General features: G+C 68.2%; 15 protein-coding genes. 11 read left to right on the top strand and 4 right to left on the bottom strand.

All coding sequences use genetic code 11. The annotated features are described in order from the left end of the window. Positions 1 to 244: 244 nt before the first annotated feature. Positions 245 to 526 carry a hypothetical protein gene (locus G7007_RS06405; protein WP_181100057.1) on the top strand — a complete coding sequence of 94 codons (282 nt, stop codon included), beginning with the start codon at positions 245 to 247 and terminating at the stop codon, positions 524 to 526. A gap of 69 nt (positions 527 to 595) precedes the next feature. Here the strand turns inward: G7007_RS06405 and vapC are convergent, their stop codons facing one another. Both vapC and vapB read right to left on the bottom strand, forming a co-directional pair. Then, positions 596 to 1006, bottom strand: a complete 411-nt coding sequence (vapC, locus tag G7007_RS06410; protein WP_181100058.1) for a type II toxin-antitoxin system tRNA(fMet)-specific endonuclease VapC — start codon at positions 1004 to 1006, stop codon at positions 596 to 598. Further along, positions 1006 to 1236: a type II toxin-antitoxin system VapB family antitoxin gene (gene vapB, locus G7007_RS06415; RefSeq protein WP_181100059.1), complete on the bottom strand. Its 231-nt coding sequence runs from the start codon at positions 1234 to 1236 to the stop codon at positions 1006 to 1008. The genes vapC and vapB overlap by 1 nt, the downstream gene beginning before the upstream one ends. Before the next feature lie 489 nt (positions 1237 to 1725). Between vapB and G7007_RS06420 the strand changes: the two genes are divergently transcribed. From G7007_RS06420 to G7007_RS06445, 6 genes are all read left to right on the top strand, one after another. Beyond that, entirely contained in the window at positions 1726 to 3036 is a 1311-nt protein-coding gene (locus G7007_RS06420; protein WP_219858971.1) for an MmgE/PrpD family protein, read from the top strand. A gap of 11 nt (positions 3037 to 3047) precedes the next feature. Next, positions 3048 to 4397 (top strand): LLM class flavin-dependent oxidoreductase, encoded by a 1350-nt coding sequence (locus G7007_RS06425; RefSeq protein ID WP_181100061.1) that lies wholly within the window; start codon positions 3048 to 3050, stop codon positions 4395 to 4397. 3 nt (positions 4398 to 4400) lie between these two features. Further along, positions 4401 to 5303, top strand: coding sequence for an ABC transporter substrate-binding protein (locus G7007_RS06430; RefSeq protein ID WP_181100063.1), 903 nt, complete (start codon positions 4401 to 4403; stop codon positions 5301 to 5303). Then, the gene (locus G7007_RS06435) at positions 5300 to 6202 is read left to right on the top strand and encodes an amino acid ABC transporter permease (protein ID WP_181100064.1); all 903 of its coding nucleotides are present in this window, start codon (positions 5300 to 5302) and stop codon (positions 6200 to 6202) included. Before G7007_RS06430 ends, G7007_RS06435 begins: the two co-directional genes overlap by 4 nt. Beyond that, positions 6199 to 6960, top strand: a complete 762-nt coding sequence (locus tag G7007_RS06440) for an amino acid ABC transporter ATP-binding protein (protein ID WP_181100065.1) — start codon at positions 6199 to 6201, stop codon at positions 6958 to 6960. Before G7007_RS06435 ends, G7007_RS06440 begins: the two co-directional genes overlap by 4 nt. A gap of 304 nt (positions 6961 to 7264) precedes the next feature. Further along, a complete protein-coding gene (locus tag G7007_RS06445) occupies positions 7265 to 7711 on the top strand; it encodes a GNAT family N-acetyltransferase (protein ID WP_181100066.1) in 447 nt (148 codons plus the stop codon). A 204-nt stretch (positions 7712 to 7915) separates the two neighbouring features. Here G7007_RS06445 and G7007_RS06450 read toward each other — a convergent pair whose 3' ends face one another. Both G7007_RS06450 and G7007_RS06455 read right to left on the bottom strand, forming a co-directional pair. Further along, complete coding sequence (locus tag G7007_RS06450; protein ID WP_181100067.1) at positions 7916 to 8158, bottom strand: hypothetical protein; 243 nt, start codon at positions 8156 to 8158, stop codon at positions 7916 to 7918. 187 nt (positions 8159 to 8345) lie between these two features. Next, positions 8346 to 14186: a DUF3320 domain-containing protein gene (locus G7007_RS06455; RefSeq protein ID WP_181100068.1), complete on the bottom strand. Its 5841-nt coding sequence runs from the start codon at positions 14184 to 14186 to the stop codon at positions 8346 to 8348. Between the two features lie 247 nt (positions 14187 to 14433). Here G7007_RS06455 and G7007_RS22355 point away from each other — a divergent pair, with 247 nt between their 5' ends. From G7007_RS22355 to G7007_RS06470, 4 genes are read left to right on the top strand one after another with little or no spacing between them, the layout of a single operon-like run. Continuing rightward, positions 14434 to 15012, top strand: a complete 579-nt coding sequence (locus tag G7007_RS22355) for an SrfA family protein (RefSeq protein WP_308852281.1) — start codon at positions 14434 to 14436, stop codon at positions 15010 to 15012. Then, a complete protein-coding gene (locus tag G7007_RS22360) occupies positions 14991 to 15542 on the top strand; it encodes an SrfA family protein (RefSeq protein ID WP_308852282.1) in 552 nt (183 codons plus the stop codon). Before G7007_RS22355 ends, G7007_RS22360 begins: the two co-directional genes overlap by 22 nt. 12 nt (positions 15543 to 15554) lie before the next feature. Further along, positions 15555 to 18674, top strand: a complete 3120-nt coding sequence (locus tag G7007_RS06465; RefSeq protein WP_181100069.1) for a virulence factor SrfB — start codon at positions 15555 to 15557, stop codon at positions 18672 to 18674. Beyond that, complete coding sequence (locus tag G7007_RS06470) at positions 18671 to 21337, top strand: putative virulence factor (protein WP_181100071.1); 2667 nt, start codon at positions 18671 to 18673, stop codon at positions 21335 to 21337. The genes G7007_RS06465 and G7007_RS06470 overlap by 4 nt, the downstream gene beginning before the upstream one ends. The last annotated feature ends 3 nt before the right edge of the window (positions 21338 to 21340 follow it).

Consider the following 21340-nt stretch of genomic DNA (forward strand, 5'->3'; position numbering starts at 1 on the left):
GCGAGTGAGCGGCCCCTGCCGGGGCGCCGGACCGGCCGCGATTGGGCCCGCAGGGGCCACAGTCGCACTTGGCAGAAACCATAGAATCTCCCACAGGAGAACCGCGATTGCCTGTATCGCCACGGCGGCTGAGCGCCCCCTACCGGGGCGCCGGGCCGGACGCTGTCGCGGGCAAGCCCGCTCCCACACAAGGTTGTGCCGACTGCCAGAACAGCAACACCGTCCAGAGAATGGGAGCCTTGCCATGATGCCCGATGAAGCCTTGCGATTGACCCGTGCAGTGGCGTTCATGTCCGTCGCCACCCTCATGATCGGCCTGGGGTTCGTCGTCTATGTGCTGCAGATACCATCGGCCTGGCCTGTCGGCAAGACCTTCCTCGTGCTGGCCGTGCTCTGGATCACCAACCTCGTTTCGATGCTGTTGAACGCGCTGTATTGGTTCACACGCAGAACGCCCAGAGGGCTTCTGACCTTACTCGGGGTTCAGTTGGCAATCATGGTGGCGGGGCTGATCTGGATGAGCTGAGCCCCAGGCGGCAAACAGTTGCCCGACGTATGCCTGCACACCACGACGTGTGCCCTCGACTGCGTTTTCTTACGCAGTAGGACTCACCCAATCCTCGACTCTCAAACCAACCACTCGATCGAACTCACGACGGTTGTTGGTAATGACCGTCAGCCCCCGAGAACGGGCGTGTCCAGCAATCATGGTATCGAAGGGCCCTATCGGTCTACCTACCCGTGCCAGCTCAGCACGGATTTGCCCGCTGTGAGCGGCAGCCGCCTGGTCGTAATCGAGCACCTCCAAGCGAGCAGCAAATCCTTCTACGTCAGCCAGATTTCGCTCAGGGTCAGAGGACTTCTCTGCCCCATAGATCAACTCCATTAGCGTTACCGTGCTGATGCACAGTTGGCCATGATGCCGCTTGAAGGTTTCTCGTACGAATGGAGGTCGGTTTTTAATAGTGAAGATGCAGATGTTGGTGTCGAGCATGAACTTGAGCATCAGAAGGCCTCACGCTCTTGCTCAGCCGGCTGCTCGCGTTCGGCCATGAAGTCTGTGGTCACACCCTCGCCATCGAACCAGCTGTCCCATGCTTCACCTGCCGGAGTGATCAGTCGCGCTCGACCTAGCACGACAACGTCGACACGCTTGACATCGTCCGGCAGCGCAGCGGCCTTGGGCAGCCTTATGGCCTGACTGCGGTTGCTCTGAAAAACGGCACCTTGTTCCAAGACGCACCTCACAAGAAATCAGATACCTGGCAATCCTAGCGGCAGGCCGGGATATGTCAATGGGATATGCCGAGCACATCAGACTAACTGGCTCTTGGATTTGCTCCAGGTCCAGCAGCCAGAGGATGCTGCACGGGCTTGCGTCCACTGCGACCAGCCACCAGGGGTGGGGCTGACCCCTGCCTGACCATGCTTCGAGCGATTCGCCTGCTCAGGCGCGTGGTGCATCCAGATGACTACGGGCCTGGGCCATGCGGAACCGCGCAGTCTTTTACACGCTCATAGCTTAACCGAGTACCGCCGAACCGTCCGTGCCCTGCTGTGCGACCCGTTCCAGCCACACTCGTTATTCCATATTCGGCACCCATAGAACCCCATGGAATAATCCATAACCTTTGGTTATTGGTAAAAGTTTTTATAGAACCTGAAAATCTCGCTCTCATTCATTTTTTGATGCCAGTCAACGCCTTGCATCCAGAGGTATGCCTCGTGAGTATCTCCTTGAGCGGATCGCTGGCCGACGCGCTCCTCCAGACCCGGCCACGGGACGAACACCGCCAGCGGGCACGCGAGGGGGTCATCGACTACCTGGCCTGCCTGCTGCCGATTCAGCTCGGCCTGCTGCACGACAGCGGTCTGGCACCGGTACGCCAGGCATTCCCTGCCGCCGCCGGCATGGACAACCAGGCCTTGCAGCTGGGCTACATGAGCCACGCACTGGACTTCGACGACTACCACGCGACCTTCCGTGGCCACCCGAGCACGGTGGTGCTGTCGACCCTGCTGGCGCTGGCACCTTCGCTGGATACCCTGGGCCATGAGGCGTTTCTCGACGCCTACATCATCGGCGTGGAACTGGCCGGGCGCCTGGGCAAGGCCATCGGCACGCGGCATTACGCGGCAGGCCTGCACAGCACCGCGACCCTCGGGGTGATCGCGGCCACGGGCGCGGCCTGTCGTCTGTTACGACTGGATCGAAGCCAGGCCCAGATCGCCCTCGGCCTGGCAGCGACCCAAGCCGCAGGCCTGCGCGCGCAGTTCGGCAGTGCGGGCAAGGCCCTGCATGCGGGCTTCGCGGCGCGGCAGGCGGTGAATGCCGTGCAGCTGGCCCAGGCCGGGTTCGCGGCGCAGGCCGATGACGTGCTGGAGGCGTTTCTGGAGATCCTCGGCCTGGGCCAGGCCCGGCCCGACGACCTGCTGGCCGACTGGGGCACGCCCTGGCGGATCAGCGCACCGGGCCTGGAATTCAAGCGCTACCCCACCTGCGGCGGTACCCACAGCGCCATCGAAGCAGCGTTCGTGCTGCGCGAGCGCGACGGCTTCTCGCCGGCGCAGGTGCAGTCCATCGAGGTCAGCTTCCCGCCCGGTGCCGACACCGCGCCGTCGATCCGCGCCCCGCAGACCGGCGTGCAAGGCCGGTTCAGCCTGGAGTACGTGATCGCCGATGCGCTGCTCAACGGCGCCATCGCGCTGGAGCGCTACGGCGAGGACCCGGTGCGCCCGGACATCGCCGCCCTGGCCGCCAAGGTGCAGCGGGTACCCGACCTCACCGCGCCGCCCGACGAGCTGGACCCGGACCTGCGCTTTCATCGGGTCACCCTGCACCTGGCGGACGGCCGTTCGTCGAGCCACTGCGTGACCCGCCGGCAGACCGCAGCCGCGCCCACCGACGTACTCGGCAAGCTGCGCGACAACCTGCAGGCCTGGCCTGTCGAGCGCCTCGATGCGCTCTGCGCCGACCTTTCTCTGACCGACGATGCCGCGTTGCAGCGTCTGGTCGCTCTCGTTCGCTGTCATTAAGGATTCCCCCCATGTCCCTGCAACAGACGCCTTCCCGTCAACTGCGCCTGGGCCTGTTCGTTCAAGCCCTGGGCCATCACGTCGGTGGCTGGCGCGCCGACGGTGCGCAAGGTTCGCCCACCGATATCGAGTGGTTCAGCTGGATCGCCAAGACCGCCGAACAGGGCAAGTTCGACATGTTCTTCGTCGGCGACGCGCTGGCCACCAGCGTACACCGCCTGCCATCGACCCTGTCGCGCCTGGAGCCGCTGACCCTGCTTTCGGCCCTGGCCGTGCAGACCCGTCACATCGGCCTGGCGGCCACCGCCTCGACCACCTTCGACGAGCCGTTCCACCTGGCCCGTGCCCTGTGCTCGGTGGACCACATCAGCCATGGCCGTGCCGCCTGGAACGTGGTCACCTCGTTCTCGGCCGATGCCGCGCGCAACTTCAGCCGCGAAGACCTGCCCTCCCACGCCGACCGCTACGAGGTGGCGCGTGAGTTCCTCGAGGTGGCGTTCAAGCTGTGGGACGGCTGGGAAGACGGCGCCATCGTGCGCGACAAGGCGAGCGGTCGCTACAGCGACGACAGCAAGATCCACCCGGCCAACCACAAGGGCAAGCACTTCCAGGTCCAGGGCCCGCTCAACATTGCCCGCTCGCCCCAGGGCCGCCCGGTGATCATCGAGGCCGGCTCGTCCCCGGCCGGGCAACAGCTGGCCGCCCAGACCGCCGAGGTGGTGTTCACCGCCGCCGCGTCGCTGGAAGAGGGCCAGGCCTTCTACCGCAGCCAGAAGCAGTTCGTGCGCGACGCCGGGCGCAATCCGGACCACCTGTTGATCCTGCCGGGCGTGATGCCCATCGTCGGGCGCACCCGCGAGCAGGCCCAGGCGGTGTGGGACCAGCTCAACGAGCTGGTGGACATCGACAACGGCATCGAGCAGCTGTCGGCACGCTTCGGCACCGACATGAGCGTCTACCCGCTGGACGGCCCGGTGCCGCCGGTCGCCCCTACCGAAGGCAGCCAGAGCCGGGTCAAGCTGCTCACCGAACTGGCCGCGCGGGAAAACCTCACCCTGCGCCAGCTGGCCGCCGTGGCCGCGGGGTCTCGTGGCCATCGGGTGATCGTCGGCACCGCCGAAGACATCGCCGACGACTTCCAGGCCTGGCTGGAACAGGGTGGCGCCGACGGCTTCAACATCATGCCGGCGGTGCTGCCCGAGCAGCTGCAGCTGTTCGTCGAGCTGGTGATCCCCGAACTGCAGCGCCGCGGCCTGTTCCGCACCGAATACGCACACGCCACCCTGCGCGAGAACCTGGGCCTGCCCAGCGTCACCGACAACTTCGCCGCCGTCGCCCCGTCGACCCCACACGAGGAATGAGCCATGACTAAACCTGCACTGATCAGCGCCATCGCCGCGCTGCTGGCCGTTCCCGGCGCCTTCGCCGCACCTGCTACAGGCAGCGTGCCTTTCGATGCCACCGCCAAGCCCGCAGCCGACGCGGCTCTGCACGCGACCCTACCCGAGGCCATCCAGAAACGTGGCTACATCGTCGCCGGCACCAACCCCAACACCCCGCCGACGACCTTCTACAAGGCCGACAACAAGACCTTGGCCGGGCGCGAGATCGACATCATCAGCGCCGTGGCCGACCGTCTGGGCGTGCAGTTGCAGCTCAAGGACACCGGGGGTTTCGACAACATCATCCCAGGGCTCAAGTCCGGCCGCTACGACGCGGCCCTGGCGAACATCGACGCCAACGCCAAGCGCCTGGAGCAGGTCGACTTCGTCGGCTACTACAACGCCTCCAAGCTGGCGCTGGTCGCCCGCTCCGATGCCAAGCTCGGTACATTCGACAGCCTGGAGGCCTTGTGCGGCCAGACCGTCGGCGCCGGGGCCGGTACGTCCCAGGTGACCCGCCTGCAACAGGCCAGCGAGGCCTGCGTGGCCGCTGGCAACAAGCCGATCACCGTGCCGATCTTCCCGGACCGCCCCGCCGGCGTGCAGGCGGTGATGAGCAGCCGTGTGCCGATGTTCTTCGGCCCTTACGAGGGCTTGCGCTACCAGGCCAGCCGCCTCAAGGGGATGACCCTGGCCGGTGAGATCACCATCGAGGACACCATCGTCTCCATCGCGCTGCCCAAGCAGTCGCCGCTGGGCAAACCGATCCAGGCCGCGCTCAACTCGCTGATCGCCGACGGCACCTACCAGCAGATCCTCGACAAGTGGGAGATCGGCTTCGGCGCGGTCAAGTCGGCCGGCCTCAACGAAGACAACCTGCGATGAAGCCAGGGTCCGACGCCGAGCGCGCCGACCTGCGCATCGTTCCCAACCGCCACTGGGGGCGCTGGGCCAGCGCCGCCGTGGTGATCGCGGTGCTGGGTCTGGTGCTGCACTCGATGCTCGACAACCCGCGTTTCGAATGGGACGTGGTGGCCGCCAACCTCACCGAGGACTCGATCCTCGACGGCGTGCTGATGACCATCAAGCTCACCCTGATCTCGGTGGTGTTCGGCTTCGCGGGCGGCACGCTGCTGGCGCTGATGCGGTTGTCGTCGAACCCGGTGCTGGTCAGCGTCAGCTGGGCCTACACCTGGTTCTTCCGCGCCGTGCCGATGCTGGTGCAGCTGTTCCTCTGGTACAACATCGCCGCGCTGTACCCGCGCCTGGCCCTGAGCCTGCCGTGGGTCGGCGAGCTCTGGAGCGCCCCCACCAACGACGTCATCAGCCCGTTCAGTGCGGCGGTGCTGGCGCTGGTGATCCATCAGTCCGCCTACGCCGCCGAGATCATCCGCGCCGGCATCCAGAGTGTCGGTGCCGGGCAGCTGGAAGCGGCCAAGGCGCTGGGCTACCGGCCTGGACAGATCTTCCGCCAGACCGTGCTGCCCCAGGCCATGCGCACCATCCTGCCGCCGGCCGGCAACGAGGTGATCGGCCAGCTCAAGACCACCGCAGTGGTCTCGGTGATCGCCCTGCAGGACGTGCTGTACTCGGCGCAGATCATCTACCAGCGCACCTACGAGGTGATCCCGCTGCTGCTGGTGGCCACCGCCTGGTACCTGGTGATGACCTCGGTGCTGTCGGTGTTGCAGCACCTGGTCGAAGTGCGTTTCAGCCGCGGCAACACTCCAGGGCGGCGCAACTGGCTGGGCCGCCCGGTGGCCCGACAGGAGTCCGAAGCATGAGTGAATCCATCCGCCTGCGCGGGGTGCGCAAGCAGTTCTCCGGCAACACCGTGCTCAAGGGCATCGACCTGGACATCGCCGCCGGCTCGGTGACGGTGATCCTCGGGCCCTCGGGTTCGGGCAAGTCGACCCTGTTGCGCTGCATCAACCACCTGGAAAAGCTCGACGGCGGCACCGTCCACGTCGGCGACACGCTGATCGGCTACGAGCGCAAGGGCCAGACGCTCCACGAACTGCCGGAGACGCGCGTGGCCGAACAACGCCAGCGCATCGGCATGGTGTTCCAGCAGTTCAACCTGTTCCCGCACCGAACCGTGCTGCAGAACATCGTCGATGCGCCGCTGCGCATCCTCGGCCACACGCGCCGTGACGTCCAGGCACGGGCCCTAGACCTGCTCGAACAGGTGGGTCTGGCCCACCGCGCCGAGGCCTGGCCGCGAGAGCTGTCCGGCGGGCAGCAGCAGCGCGTGGCCATCGCCCGCGCCCTGGCGATGCAACCGGAGGTGATGCTGTTCGACGAGCCGACCTCGGCCCTGGACCCGGAGCTGGTGGGCGAAGTGCTGCAGGTGATGAAGCAGCTGGCGCACTCGGGTATCACCATGGTGGTGGTCACCCACGAGATCGGCTTCGCCCGTGAAGTGGCGGACCACATCGTGTTCATGGACCAGGGCCAGGTGGTCGAGAGCGGTGATGCACGTGCCTTGCTCGACAACCCGCAACACCCCCGCCTGCGCGAGTTCCTCGCCAGCGTGTTGTAAGGCGGCCATGGCCTGTGCGACGCCTGTCGTGCAGGTCGGCCTGCTTGCAGGCTCGTCTTTCGCGCACCCTGCGTGTCAGGCTCGATTCGAGTCCAGTGCCCCGGCAAGGGCTTCTTACCCATTGCCGCACTGCAGCGAAACCGTCTGTCACGGACCTGTGGGCTTGCCCGCGATGGCGGCCGTTCCATCACCGCCTGCATCGCAGGCAAGCCCCACAAAGGCCCCCTACCGCCTTTGCTTCCCGCCTGGGCTATCAGGCTGCTATACAGGTCGATCCCCATGACTTGCACTCAAGGACGACCCCATGCACGTATGCGACATGACGCATGGCGATGCCTCCGCTGTCTCCGCCCTCTGCCTCGGCGCCTTCACCGAGGCGATCGCTCCGTCGCTGTCCGCCCAGGGCGTGGCGCACTTCGCTGACGTGGTGACGCCGGCCGCGTTCGGCGAACGCCTGACCGGCGACAATCGGATGTGGGTAGCGGTGGTGGACGGTGCCGTCAGGGGGATGGTGGAGCTCAAGCAGCGCCGACATGTCGCCCTGCTGTTCGTCGCGCCTGGTTGGCAGCGCCGTGGCGTGGGTGCTCGTCTGATGGAGGTTGCCCTGGCGCATGCCGAGGCAGGCGAAATCACCGTCAGCGCTTCCCTGCCATCGGTGGCCGCCTACCAGCGTTATGGCTTAGTGCTCGCCGGAGACGTGAGCGAACACGGTGGGTTGGTGTATCAGCCGATGACGTGGCACATGACATGACTGTGCATAGGCCAATGCAACGGTGGAAATCCGCCCGCCGCTTTGGTGCCGCGGTGTCGCGCAGAGAACATGGCGATAGGTGGCAGGATCCCAGGTTTTATCGCTGAACGATTTAGGGCCGCTCACGCCCGCCGCAGTAGTACAGGCAATCACGGTCCATGTGAATGGTTGCATTGGCTAGGGTCGCGCTCACGCTCGCTCACCTCAATCTACCGCTGCGTAACGTCGGCGTGTCAACAGCAGCGCGAGACCTACCGACAGCGCCAATAAGGCCAACGACTCCTGTTCGAAGCCCAGCCAATGTTCTTGCCCAGCCGTAAACAGACCCGCCAGCCCAGCCATCAGCAAACCAACCCCTGACCACTTGCGTAGCGGGTAGGGTTTGAGAAGCCACAAGAGCACGAAACCGAACGTTACAAGAATGAGATGTTGGATAAGTTCAGGCATGGAGGTCTCTCAGGACTTGACGACCAATGAAAGGGTAGAACGCTGAGAACCTATACCGCCTTGCACCTGGGCCTCCAAAGTCACAATGACATCACCTGCATGGACGGCGCTGAAAGTACCGACCCCAATCGCAGGCGAGTCGGTACACAGTGGTCCGCGCAGACCAGCCTGCGCCGCTGGGCCGTTGCTACGCGCCCCCAACGCTTTGCGCCAGCCGCGCCCGCGCCGCTGCGGTCAAACGCTTGAACCCGAACAGCTTGGCCACCTCCGTAGCGGTGTCCCCCTCGCCGACCGCCAGCGCCGCTGCCCGCACCTCCTGCGGCGCGATGTCTTCGAGGGCGCGCACGTCGGCCTCGCTGGCGGGCACGCGGTAGGTCGCCCACGTCTCCATGTCTGCCATCGACCGCCAGACGAAGGCGTCCTCCGCTGCCGTCGCCTGGACATGGTGCTCGCGCCCGGCCAGGCCCAGCACCCGATCACGGATCAACCGCCCGGCACGCTGGAAGCCGTGGGCACGGGCGATCCGCTGCACCAGCACGGTGTCACGGATCGGTGCTTCCTGGTCCACGACCTGGGCGATCACACGTTGCAGCACGGCGTCGTACTCGGCCTGGTAGAAGCGCTCGGCGTCGATCTCGGCCGCCAACGCACTCAGGTCGGCGACGCGGTAGACGCCGTATGGCGCGCTGGCCTCGGTGACGGGTGCCAGGGCCTGCACGGGCAGCGCCTCGGGCTTGGGAGCGGCAACCTCTTCAGCCGCCAAGGCTGGCTCGCTATCGCTGTCGCTGTCCTCCTCCGGCTGCACCGGGAACGTCAGCGTCACCTCAGGGACAGGTTCGGCCTCCAACACGGCCGCCTGCGCCGCCCGCGAGGCTTCCAGCCGTTCGGTGAGCGCCGCGTCCAGGCGCTGCAGCGCGCCGGCCTTGTCCACCCACCATTCGGTGGACCACAGGCGCACCAGGTGCCAGCCCAGCCCGCGCAGGATGGCCCCGCGCACTTTGTCGCGGTCACGGGCGGTGGCGGCGCTGTGGTAGGTGGCGCCGTCGCACTCGACCCCGGCCAGGTAATCGCCAGGGCGGTCCGGGTGGACGATCCCCAGGTCGATGCGAAAACGCGACACACCGATCTGCGGCACCACCTGCCAGCCCAGGCCGCGCAGGCCCTCGGCCACGGCCTCCTCGAACGGCGAGTCGTAGCCACCCACCGAGCCGCGCACGGCGGCGGCCAGGGCCTTGGGGCCCTGCTGGGCGAACTCGATGAAGTGCTTCAGGTCATGCACGGCGCGGGCGTTGGTGCGGTTGAGGTCGATCATGAACGGGTCGAACGAGGTGAACACCAGCATCTCGCGGCGCGAGCGGGTGATCGCCACGTTCAGCCGGCGCCAGCCGCCCTCCTTGTTGAGCGGGCCGAAGTTCATCGACAGGCTCGGCGCGCCCGGCTCGGTCGGGCCGTAGCCGATGCCGAGGATGATCAGGTCGCGCTCGTCGCCCTGCACGGTCTCCAGGTTTTTCACCACCACCGGCTCAGGGTGGCTTTCCTGGAAGAACGGCTCGATCTGCGGGTACTGGGTCCGCGCCACGTCGAGCAGGTCGTTGATCAACTGCTGCTGGTCGCTGTTGAGGGTGATGATGCCCAGGGTATGGCCTGCCGCGATGAAGGCCGGGTCGGTCAGGCGCTTGACGGTCTCGGCGACGATGGCCTTGGCCTCGACCTGGTTGTGGCGGCCCTTGCCCTTGGCGTAGACGCCCTCGACGCGCCGCCACTCCACGGCGCTGTCGCGGGTCTGCGCGGCCGGGAAGGTGATCAGGTTGCTGTCGTAGTACTGATGGTTGGAGAACGCGATCAGGCTTTCGTGACGGCTGCGGTAGTGCCAGCTCAGGCTGTGGCTGGGCACTCCGGCGCCCAGGCACTCGTCGAGGATGCTTTCCATGTCCTCGGCCGTGTCGTCGTCGGTGGCGCTGGCGCCGCGGTTGAAGAAGTTGGTCGGCGGCATCTGCCGCGGGTCGCCGGCGATCACCACCTGGCGACCGCGGGCGATGGAACCGATCGCGTCCCAGGGGGCGATCTGCGAGGCTTCGTCGAAGATCACCAGGTCGAACGGCGGCAGCTCGGCCGGCAGGTACTGGGCGATCGACAGCGGGCTCATGAGCATGCACGGGGCCAGGCGGTTCAGCGACTCGCCCATCTCGACGGCCAGCTGGCGCACCGGCTTGTGCCGCCGGGACTTCTGCAGCTCATGCTTGAGCACGCCGAAGCCGCTGCTCCTGGGCACGTCGTTCTTCGCCGGGATGTGACCGCACAGGGTGGCGCGGATGTAGCGCACCGACAGTGCGGCCAGGGCATCGTCGAGGCGGGCGAAGGTGGCGATGTCGCTCATGTGCTCGGCGGCGACGAAGGTGCGCAGCAGCGGCTCGCGGTCGATGCCCTGGCGGGCGAAGTCGTAGGCGTAGGCGGTCTCGAAGGTGGCGACGACGGTGTCCGTCGGCAGGATGCCCTGCTCCAGCGCCTGGGTCAGGGGCTGCAACCCGACGTCGCGGGCCTGGTCGCGCACCCGGCACCAGTCGCACCAGGCCTTGAGCTGGCCCTCCTGATCGACGATGCGCGCGGCCAGCGCGCGCCGTTCGGCGAGGGTGACGGGTTCGCCGTCGCCGACGCGGGCGGCCAGTTGGTCGAACTGCGCCGCACATGCCTCGAAGCGCGCCTGGGCCTGCTGCAGGGTGTCGATGGCGATGGCGATCTGACCGCCCGGCGCGAGCATCTCGTTGGCCTCGACCACCACCCGCTGCACGGCGCTGCGCAAGGCGATCAGGGCTTCGGGCGAATCGGCCAGGGCGCTGATCTGGCGGCGTAGCTGTTCGGCCAGGGCAGCGGCCTGGGTGAGGGTCTGGCCGGCGCTGTGGCTACCGTTCCAGCCCGGCACCGCGTGCAGGGTCGCGCCTAGCGTGTCGAGTTCGCGCAGCAGGGCCTGCTGCTGTTCGAAGCGGTCCAGGTCCGCCGGAACGTCAGGCAGCCCGCTCGCACCGCCCAGGGTCGCCAGGCGTTGGGCGACCTTCTTCTTGGCCCAGGTGGCGAAGCACCAGAACTTGCCGCTGGCGGCCTGCCACGCTTCGCGCAGCTCGGCCACCGGCACTCGGCGACAGGCTTCGTCGGCGTAGTCCACCGACAGGTCCTGGCCGAGGGCCTGGTAGCGGGCGATGCGCTCGGCGGCACGCCGGGCGTGTTCGATGCGCGTGTTCGCGTCAGGGGCGAAGGCGAAGCCCAGGTCCAGGCCGTGGCAATGCAGCAGCAACGTGAACAACGCGACCAGGGCGGCATACTGCCCGGCCTCGGCCTTCGGCACCGCCAGCCCGGTCAGAGCCTGTAAGCGCTCGCAGGCCGCCTCGAGCGCGTCCAGGGCACCCGGCACCTCACGGGCACAGGCCACCAGCTGGGCCTGCCAGGCATTGGACCAGTCGGTCTGCGCCAGGCCGGCGAACACCGGCGCCAGGTCGTGGGCGGCCTGGCCGTTGAGGCCCAGGCGGCGGGCCAGGTCGTGCAGCGCCTCGTAGGCAGCCTGGTCGTGCACGGTCGATTCGGGCCAGGCCAGGCGCGGCGTGGTCGGCCGGTGGTCGCGCACCGTGCGGCCGATGGCCTGGTGCAACGACCAGCCATTGGGATGGCGGCGATGCAGCACGTCGACCAGCTGGTTGAGCCGGCCGCGCAGGACCTGCAGGCGCTCGGCCTCGCGGGACCATTCCTCGGTGGTCAGGGTGTCGCGCACGTCCCAGGCCCGTTCGAGCTGCTTGAGCACTTCGACCTTGGAGGCCTTGCTCGAATGCAGCTCCAGGCAGAACTCGCCCAGGCCTTTTTCCGCCAGACGTCGATAGACCACTTCCAGGGCCGCGCGCTTCTCGGCGACGAACAGCACGCGGCGGCCCAGCGCCAGGTTGTGCGCGATCATGTTGGCGATGGTCTGCGACTTGCCGGTGCCGGGCGGTCCGTCGAGCACGAAGCTGTGGCCGCTGGCCGAGGCGATCACCGCCGCCAGCTGCGAGGAGTCCGCCGGCAGCGGCGTGAACAGCTGCGCCGGGGTGACCACCTCGTCCAGACGTTCAGGCCGCGGGAAGTCATCACCGCGCGGCAAGCCAGGGCTGCCGGGGCTGCGCTCGAGCAGGTGCTTGACCAGCGGGCTCTGGGTCAGTTGTTCGGCATGGGCGGCGAGGTCCTTCCACATCAGGTACTTGGCGAACGAGAAGGTGCCCAGCACCACGTCGGTGACCACTTCGAAGCCTGGCGCATCGCGCACTGCGCGGCGCACCGTGTCCCACACCCCGGTCACGTCGACGCCGTTCTCGTCGGCCGGCAGGTCGCCGTCCAGGCCAGGGACCACCAGTTCGAAGTCGTGGCGCAGCAGCTCGAGCAGGGTCAGGTTGAAGCGTGGCTCCTCGTCGAGCAGGCTCAGGGTCACCCCCGACAGCGCGCTCTTGCGTTCGAGCTTGACCGGCAGCAGCACCAGCGGCGCGGAATAGGTCTTGGGATCGTCCGCACTCTTCTTCCAGTTGAGAAAGCCCACGGCCAGGAACAGCGTGTTGGCGCCGCCCTCTTCCAGGTCGGTGCGGGCCTTGCGGTAGAGGTCGATCAGGGTGGCTTCGAGCTTGCTCTTCTCCAGGCTGGCCAGCACCTCGCCGCGCTCGAAGGCCTGCCGGGCGACCTCGTCGAGCAGACGCTCGCGGTGCTGCTGCTCGTACAGTGCCGGGTCGCGGCCGCCGCTGTCGAGGTTGGGCACCGGCAGCACGCGGATGCGCTTGCCGCTGGCCAGCAGGTCTTCCAGGGCCGCCGGGTCGGGGCATACCAGGCGCACGCCCTTGGCACTGTCGGGCAGGTGCAGCAGACGGTTGCGGGTGGTCAGGTCGAGCAGCTTGCGCTGCCACAGCATCAGCCGGTCGGCCGGCCCCTCGGCCGTCGTCGGCACCTCGACGTCGAAGCCCGGCAGCACCGGCGCTTCTTCCAGCACGTTGTGCGGGCGCGGCGACGGCTCGGGCGCCAGTGCCGTCGGCTCGGGCGCGGCAGTGGCGGCCAGGGGGCGGATCTTCTGCAGGCGGGCACGGCGCACGTCGATGGCCATGATGAAGCGGTCGTCGTCCAGCTGCCGCTGCGCCTCGTTCACCGCCTGACTGAAGCCAGGGAACGGCGACTGGGTGGCCAGGGTGGTTTCGAAGACCACCAGTTCCTTGAGGTCGACCCGCTTGCGCAGCGCCGAGGCATCGTCGGTCAGCACCTGGGCGAATTCCTGGGGCTGCAGCCAGACGCCGGTGAAGGCGTGGCCCTGGGTCATCACCAACAGCGGGTTGAGCCCGGCCTGCTCCAGTGCGGCGGCGAACAGCAAGGCGCTGTCCAGGCAGGTGGCCAGGCCGCTGTCGAGGACCTGGCTGGGCGAACGCACCTTCTGCCCCTGGGCCTCGAAGCTGGCCGGCGGCAGCGCATAGCTCAGCTGCAGGTCGCAGACCGCCGACCACAGGGCCGAGGCCAGCTCCCAGGTGCGGGTGCGCGAGTGGCCTTCGTAGCCCTGGATGGCCTCGGGCTTGCCGGCGCGGCGCAGCACCTCGGAAGCAGCCTTCAGCACCCGGTCCACGGCCGGGTCATTGGGCAGGCAGAAGGCCGGCAGCAGCTCGGGCATGGCGTTCAGCCCGCCCCACTCCATCCGCGCCAGCAGCGCGGTCGGCAGGCGCTGTTCGGCCAGCAGGGTGTCGCCCTGCCAGACCCGCAACAGCACCTCGGCGCTCAGGCTTTCGCTGAGCCCGGCCAGGTACTGGGCGTTGAGCCGCAGGTCGCGCTCGCCGATCACCAGGCGGTCGCCCGGATGCAGCCGGTCGATGACCCAGCGGCGCGGCTCGACGCAGGCCGGGTCGGTGTCCAGGGTCAGCGTCAGGTCGTGGCAGGGGGCCTCGCCGTCGTGGGTCAGCGCCAGCTCGCGCAGCAGCGGCACGGCGTTCTGGTGCGAGGCAAAGCCAATCTTGCGCGCGACCACGGCCTCGATCTTGATACTCATGCAACGTCTCCTTGAACGGCACGCCTGCGGTCCTGACAGAAAGGAGGCGTTTCGGTAATGCGAGCGAGGATACATGGCTCGGAGCGCGCTGGCATCGACAGTGACCGATCCCAGGCATGCAGGCCGCGCCAATCGGCGCCCGGGCGTAAAAAAACAGCGCTGGCAAATTGACGCCATGGCCCTCTTTTCAGTAAGGTCTGCACCCCTCGCCAATCGATGGCACTGACTTCTTTCAAGGACCGAACCCATGCAGGGCGCACTGCTTCGCACCGGCAAAAGTGACCAATTCATTGCCATGGGCGAAACCGGCCAGCCGGTGTTCAAGGCCGCCTTGCAACTGATCGCCGCCCTGGAGCGCCGCAGCCCCGAGCTGTCGCGCTTTCTGGCCATCCCGAAAAGCAACGAACAGGGCAACGTACTCGACTGGTACAGCCCGTTGCCGGGCGAGGTGATCGCCTGGCGCGCCGCCACCGAGGCCGAGCGCGACAGCGCCCGCGAGCGCCTGCAGCACTTTCGCCAGGCGGTACTGAACAGCGCCTCGAGCCTGGTCGATTCGGCCGGCAAGCGCGGCCAGGGCGACCAGGTGATCTTCGGCAAGCTGCTGGGCCTGGTGCCCTTCTGTCCGAGCGACGACCACGTCTACCTGGTGCAGACCGAACAGGGCGTGCAGCCGGTGCTGACCTTCTGGGGGTTCGTGGCCCACGAGCAGGACCGCCAGCGCGAGCCGCTGTACTTCCTGACGCCGCGTCCGGCGCCGACACCGCCGCCCGTGGCCGCGCCGCTGGCGCCTCGACAGGCAGTGCCTTGCCCGACACAAGCGCCCTAGTGCCGGATGCGACCGCCGCCCCTGCCGCTGACGAGGCGGCTGCGGTGCCTGCAGACGCCTCCGATGCGCCAGCCGACGCCACGCCAGCGCCGACCGCAGACACGCCGGACGCCCAGGCTGGCAACGCGCCCGTCGCGCCCCCGGTGCCAGCGAGCGGCACCGCGCCGCCACTGACCATTCCGGCCGATGCCGGCGAAGGCCCGGCGGACTTTCTCAACGGCAACTACCGCGCCGGCGCCGGCATCCTCGATGCCAGCACCGCCAAGCCGCTGCGCCTGGAATACGCCTTCGAGAACGGCCAGGGCAACGTCACCATCCGCCGTCCGGACGGCGTGAGCTGCACCGGTGCGGTCAATGCCGCCATGCGCGGTGGCCAGCTGGGCATCGAAAGCCAGGACCAGGCCACCTGCACCGACGGTGGTCGCTACGACATGCCCACGGTGAGCTGCGCCCCTGGCGCGCAACGCATCGCCGACTGCCAGGGCCACTACGGCTCCAGCCAGTTCCCCATTTCCATGCGCCGCGAATAAAGGCCTCCTCCCATGCTGCCCGAGCTCACCCCCTTCGAAGATACCGTTCACCTGGTCAACGACAGCGGCCTGCAGTTTCTCGACTTCGCCGTCCGGCTCGACCCGGCCAAGGAGCCCGCCGGACGCTTCGCGCGCATGGGCAACACGCTGATCGCACGGCTGCTGCTCAACCACGAGACCCGCGAGTACTTCCACCTCGGGCCGGTGAACGACAACGGCCAGGCCGGCCAGCACGAGCGCCTGGTCAGCGTGGTCGACGAAGAAGACCTGACCCTGAGCCTGCAGAGCAGCCTGGCCCTGCTCGACGGCCTGTGGCTGCCGGCGCCGTTCTTCCGCTTCCTGCCGCCGGAGCGCTTCGACGAAGGCCCGACCAACTGGGCACGCATGCGTCTGGTGCGCCTGGCGCAGCCGGACGTGGACGGCAACACCCACCGCCTGACGCTGGCCTTCGACACCCGCGCCATGGCCAGCAGCCAGGGCATGCAGTACCTGGCGCCGACCCAGGACGACATCAACGCCGGCGCCAGCTTCCGCCTGGCCTGCCAGGCCCGCCAGAGTCGCTGGTTCCTCGACCAGCAATGGGTGCGCCTGTGGCTCGAAGAGGTCTACCGCGACAGCCAGAAAGCCCGCCCCAGCGAAGACGTCGACGAGGAAATCGACGAGCAGCGCCACCTGGGCCACTACCTCAACCTGCTGAGCCTGATGGCGCGCCCGGTGCCCGAGCAGTACACGCAGGCGCCGGCGCGCATTCCGGTGCCGGACATCAAGCTCGCTGCCAATGGCGTGGCCTCGCTGGAGCCGCCGATCCCGGTGGACCTGGTGCTGGACGTGGGCAACTCGCGCACCTGCGGCATCCTGATCGAGAACCACGGGCAGTCCGGTGATGGCCTCAAGCACAACTACGTGCTGCAGATCCGCGACCTCACCTGCCCCGAGCAGGTCTACAGCCAGCCATTCGAGAGCCGCGTGGAGTTCGCCCAGGCCAGCTTCGGCAAAGAGAACTTCTCGGTGCAGAGCGGCCGCCACGATGCCTTCCAGTGGCCCACCATCGCCCGGGTCGGCGCCGAGGCCGGACGCCTGTCGGGGCGACGCAAGGGCACCGAAGGCTCGACCGGGTTGTCCAGCCCCAAGCGCTACCTGTGGGACGAGAACGCTTACCTGCACGGCTGGCGCTTCAACAGCGCCTACGTGCGCAGCGACAGCGAACCGAAGGCCACGGCGGCGCCGTTCTCGCACCGGGTGACCAAGCTCGGCCAGGCGTTCTACAAGCTCAAGCACGAAGACGACCGGCTGCCGGCGTTCACCCCGCAGTATTCGCGCAGCTCGCTGATGACCTTCATGCTCGCCGAGGTGCTGACCCAGGCCCTGGTGCAGATCAACAGCCCGGCCCAGCGCACGCGCATGGGCCACACCCAGCGCCCACGCCAGCTGTCCAGCGTGACCCTGACCGTGCCGCCGGGCATGCCCCAGGTCGAGCGCAGCCTGCTCAATGACCGCCTGCTGCAGGCCATCGCCCTGGTGTGGAAGTGCATGGGCTGGCACGACGGCGACCTGGACCCGGCCAAGGCCCGCGCCAGCAACGACATCCCGGCGCCGCGCATTCCGCTGCCCAAGGTCAAGGTCGAGTGGGACGAAGCCTCCTGCGGCCAGCTGGTGTACCTGTACACCGAGATCCGCGAGAACTTCGCCGGCCACCCCCAGGAGTTCTTCGACACCCTGGCCCGCCCGGACAAGACCGACCGCGAGGCGGTGACCCTGGCCAGCATCGACATCGGCGGCGGCACCAGCGACCTGGTGATCACCGACTACCGCCTGGAGCGCGCCAGCGAGCACGCTGGCGGCAGCAACGTGACCATCCTGCCGGCGCAGCGCTTCCGCGACAGCTTCAAGATCGCCGGGGACGACATCCTGCTCGACGTGATCCAGCGCTTCGTCCTGCCGGGGCTGGAGCAGGCCTTCGCCGAAGCGGGCGTGCAGGCGCCGCGTGCCCTGCTCTCGCGCCTGTGCGGCGACGAGAGCACCAGTGCCCAGGACGCGGTGCTGCGCCAGCAGCTGAACCTGCAGGTGTTCACGCCTCTGGGCCTGCACCTGCTGGCGTTGTACGAGCGCTTCGACCCCGAGGTGCCGTGCACCGTGCACGAGCCGAGCTATGCCGAGGTGCTGGCGCTCACCCAGGGGCAGATCGGCGAGCGCGTGCGCGAGTACGTGGCCAGCAACGTGCGCCGGGCCGACGGCGGCAGCGCCCAGTTCGACCTCGAGCAGGTGCGCCTGCGCGTGGACCTGGTGGCCATCCACCAGGCCTTCCTCAAGGGCCAGATCAACCTGTGCAAGGTGCTCGACGCCCTGACCGAGGTGGTCTTCCACTACCCGTGCGACGCCCTGCTGATCACCGGCCGGCCCTCGCGGCTGCCGGGCGTGCTGGCCTACCTGCGGCGCAAGGTGCCGCTGCCGCCCGGGCGCATCGTGCCCATGGACGGCTACCGCGTCGGCGGCTGGTACCCGTTCCACCGCAACGGCCGCATCGACGACCCCAAGACCACGGCGGCCGTCGGCGCGATGCTGTGCCTGCTGAGCGAGCAGCGCAAGATCTCCAACTTCTACTTCAGCGTCGCGCGCCTGAAGCCGTACTCGACCATGCGCCACCTCGGCAAGCTCGACGAGAACAACCTGATCATCGACCACGACCTGCTCTACCGCGACGTGATCCACACCGATGCCCAAGGCAACGAGAGCCTGCGCCTGCATGCGCCCGAGGTGGACGCACCGGTGCTGCGCGTGCTCGGCAAGACCCGCCTGGGCTATCGCCAGCTGGCGGCCCAGCGCTGGGTGGCCGCGCCGCTGTACCTGATCGAACTGACCGACAGCGGCACCCGCAAGCTGGCCAACAAGCGCACCAGCGACGGCCGTGAGCCGTGCCTGCTGCTGCGCCTGCGGGTCGAGGCCGCCGACAGCGACCGCGCCGAGGCCGAGATCGTCGCCGAGAAGCTGCTGATCGACGAGAACATCGAGAGCAACGTGGAGGGCGAGTCCTTCACCCGCAAGGACGTGCGCTTGCAGTTGTACACCATGCTGAGCGCCGAAGGCGGTGCCTCCAACTACTGGCTCGACAGCGGGAGCGTGAGTCCGAAATGAGCAAGCTGACTGCTGAACCCACCACGCTCGCCCAGGCCTGGGCCAACGTCTACAGCGGCGCGGGCCTGGCCCTGGACTGGATCGCCGAGGTCGCTCCGGCGGTCGAGGACATCGCCCAGCGCGCGCCGAGCCTGAACCGCGACCTGCACCGCGCCCGCAACCTGGCGCGCAGCCTCCAGCGGGTCAGCGCCACGCCCATGACCGCCGGTTTCTTCGGCCTGTCCCAGGCGGGCAAGAGCTACCTGATCTCGGCCCTGGCCGCCGACGCGCAAGGCCGCCTGGAGACCCGCTTCGGCCCGCGCACGCTGGACTTCATCGAACACGTCAACCCGGTCGGCGGCGGCAAGGAAGCCACCGGCCTGGTCACACGCTTCACCCGGCATGCCCAGCCCAGCCCGGACCCGGCCTTCCCGGTGGAGCTGCGGCTGTTCCGCGAGATCGAGATCGCGATCATCCTGGCCAACGCCTGGTTCGAGGACTTCGACCACCAGCAGCTCGACTCGGCCTTCACCGAGGCGCGCATCGACGCGGCCCTGGCACCGTTCGCCGACGTGGTCGCCGGGCCGGCCGTGCCGGGGGTCGACCGCGATGACCTGGTGCTGCTGTGGGATTACCTGGAGCACCACTACCGCCATCCGGTGCAGCCGCTGGCGGCCCGCTACTGGCCGCGGGTGCTGGAGATCGCCCCGCAGTTGTCGGTGCGCGATCGCGCCCGCCTGCTGGCGCCGCTCTGGGGCAACCTGGGGCCGATGACCGAGACCTACGAGCAACTGGCCGGCGCGCTGCACCGGCTGGGGCTGGCGCAGACCGTGATGGCGCCGCTCACCGCGCTGGTCAGCGAGCGCGACGGCCTGCTGGTGCAAAGCAACAGCATCATGAACGTCGACATCCTCAGCCAGCTGGGCGCAGCCGACGACGGCCTGCTGCAGGTCCGCCCGGTGCAGGCCGGTGGCGAACTGGGCGCGCCGGCCGGTGTGCAGACCGCGCAGTTGGCGGCGCTGACCAGCGAGCTGATCTTCGGCCTGCTCAACGCGCCGGCCAACGACATCGTCAACCGCGTCGACGTGCTGGACTTCCCCGGCTACCGCAGCCGCGAAAAACTGCTCAGGCTGCCCGAGCAGGCCGGCAACCCGGTGGCCAAGCTGCTGCTGCGCGGCAAGGTCGCCTACCTGTTCGAGCGCTACACCCAGGAGCAGGAAATGAATGCGCTGGTGATGTGCACCAGCACCTTCAAGCAGAGCGAGGTGGTCAGCGTCGGCAAGGTCCTGCAGGACTGGATCGACCGCACCCAGGGCGCCAACCCGCAGCAGCGTGATGGCAAGGACGCAGGCCTGGTCTGGGCGCTGACCATGAGCGACGGCTTCATCACCGGCGCCCTGGAAAAGTCCGCCGCGCAGTACCCCGAAGCCTGCGAGAACATGCTCAAGCTGACCCTGATCGAGCGCTTCGGCAACGAGCCGTGGATGCGCGAGTGGGGCAGCCAGCCGTTCAACAACACCTACCTGGTGCGCAAGCCGCGCCTGGAAAACACCTTCATCGACCTGAGCGCCAAGACGCCCGACGGCACCCGTCAGGAACTGGGCCTGAAGGCCGACAAGCAGTCCGACCTGGCGCAGCTCAAGGCCAGCTTCGTCGGCAGCGAGCTCAGCCGCCGCCACGTGGCCGACGCCGACGCGGCCTGGGAGGCGATGCTCGCCCTCAACGACGGCGGTCTGGCCCGCTTCAGTGATGCGTTCGCCCGCGCCACGCCGTTGTCGCGCAAGCTCGAGCGCATTGCCCAGCAGTACGAGGACCTGATCGCGCAGCTGCTCCCGCGCCTGGCCCAGTACTACCAGGCCGGGGGCGAGGACGAGCGCCAGCAGAAGAAGGAGCTGGCCAACCGCATCGCCGCGCCGTTCGTGCGCCAGGCCCAGCGCAAGCATTTGCTCGGCGAGCTGCTGGCCTACATGGCCGTGCCGGAAAGCGCCCTGCGCGAGCTGTACCTGTCGGGCGACTTCGACAGCGCCGACAGCAACCCGGCGGCGGCCGACACGCCCCCGGCGGTGGACGACTTCGACATCTTCGGCGCGCCCGACGAGGCCGCGCCTGCCCCGGCGGTGAACGAGTACCAGAGCCACGAACACCAGTTCGCCCGTGCCGCCTTCGACCTCTGGGCGGCGCACCTGCGCACCCTGAGCCGGCGCGAGTACGTGCTGCAGATGCTCGACCTGCCCGCCGAGACGGTCGCCGCCCTGGTCAACGAACTGGTGGTCTGCGCCGAGCGCCTGGAGCTGCCGCGTCAGCTCAGCGAAGCCTTGCTGCGCCGCGCCCAGAGCGGCGTGCGCCGCGAGTCGCTGGTGCAGCGTCAGGTGCTGACCGCACAGCTGGTGCTCAACGACTTCAGCGCCTGGTTCGGCCACCTGGGCGAGCCCCAGGCCCAGCGCCCCAACAGCCTGCTGGGCAGCCGCGAGCCGCTGTTCGCCTTCTACCAGCGGCCGATGCCGGGGCGCTTCCCGGAGCTGGCGGCGCAGGCCGAGGACCAGGCGGTGACTTTCGCCGACAGCTGGATCTCCGGCGTGGCCATCCACACCCAGAACAACGCCGGGCACCGCAAGGGCCTGGCGATCAGCCCCGAACAGAATGAACTACTGGGCCTGGCCCTGAACCGGCTCACAGCGAGATAAACG

Source organism: Pseudomonas entomophila (genome assembly GCF_013523125.1).
Lineage (GTDB): Bacteria > Pseudomonadota > Gammaproteobacteria > Pseudomonadales > Pseudomonadaceae > Aquipseudomonas > Aquipseudomonas entomophila_B.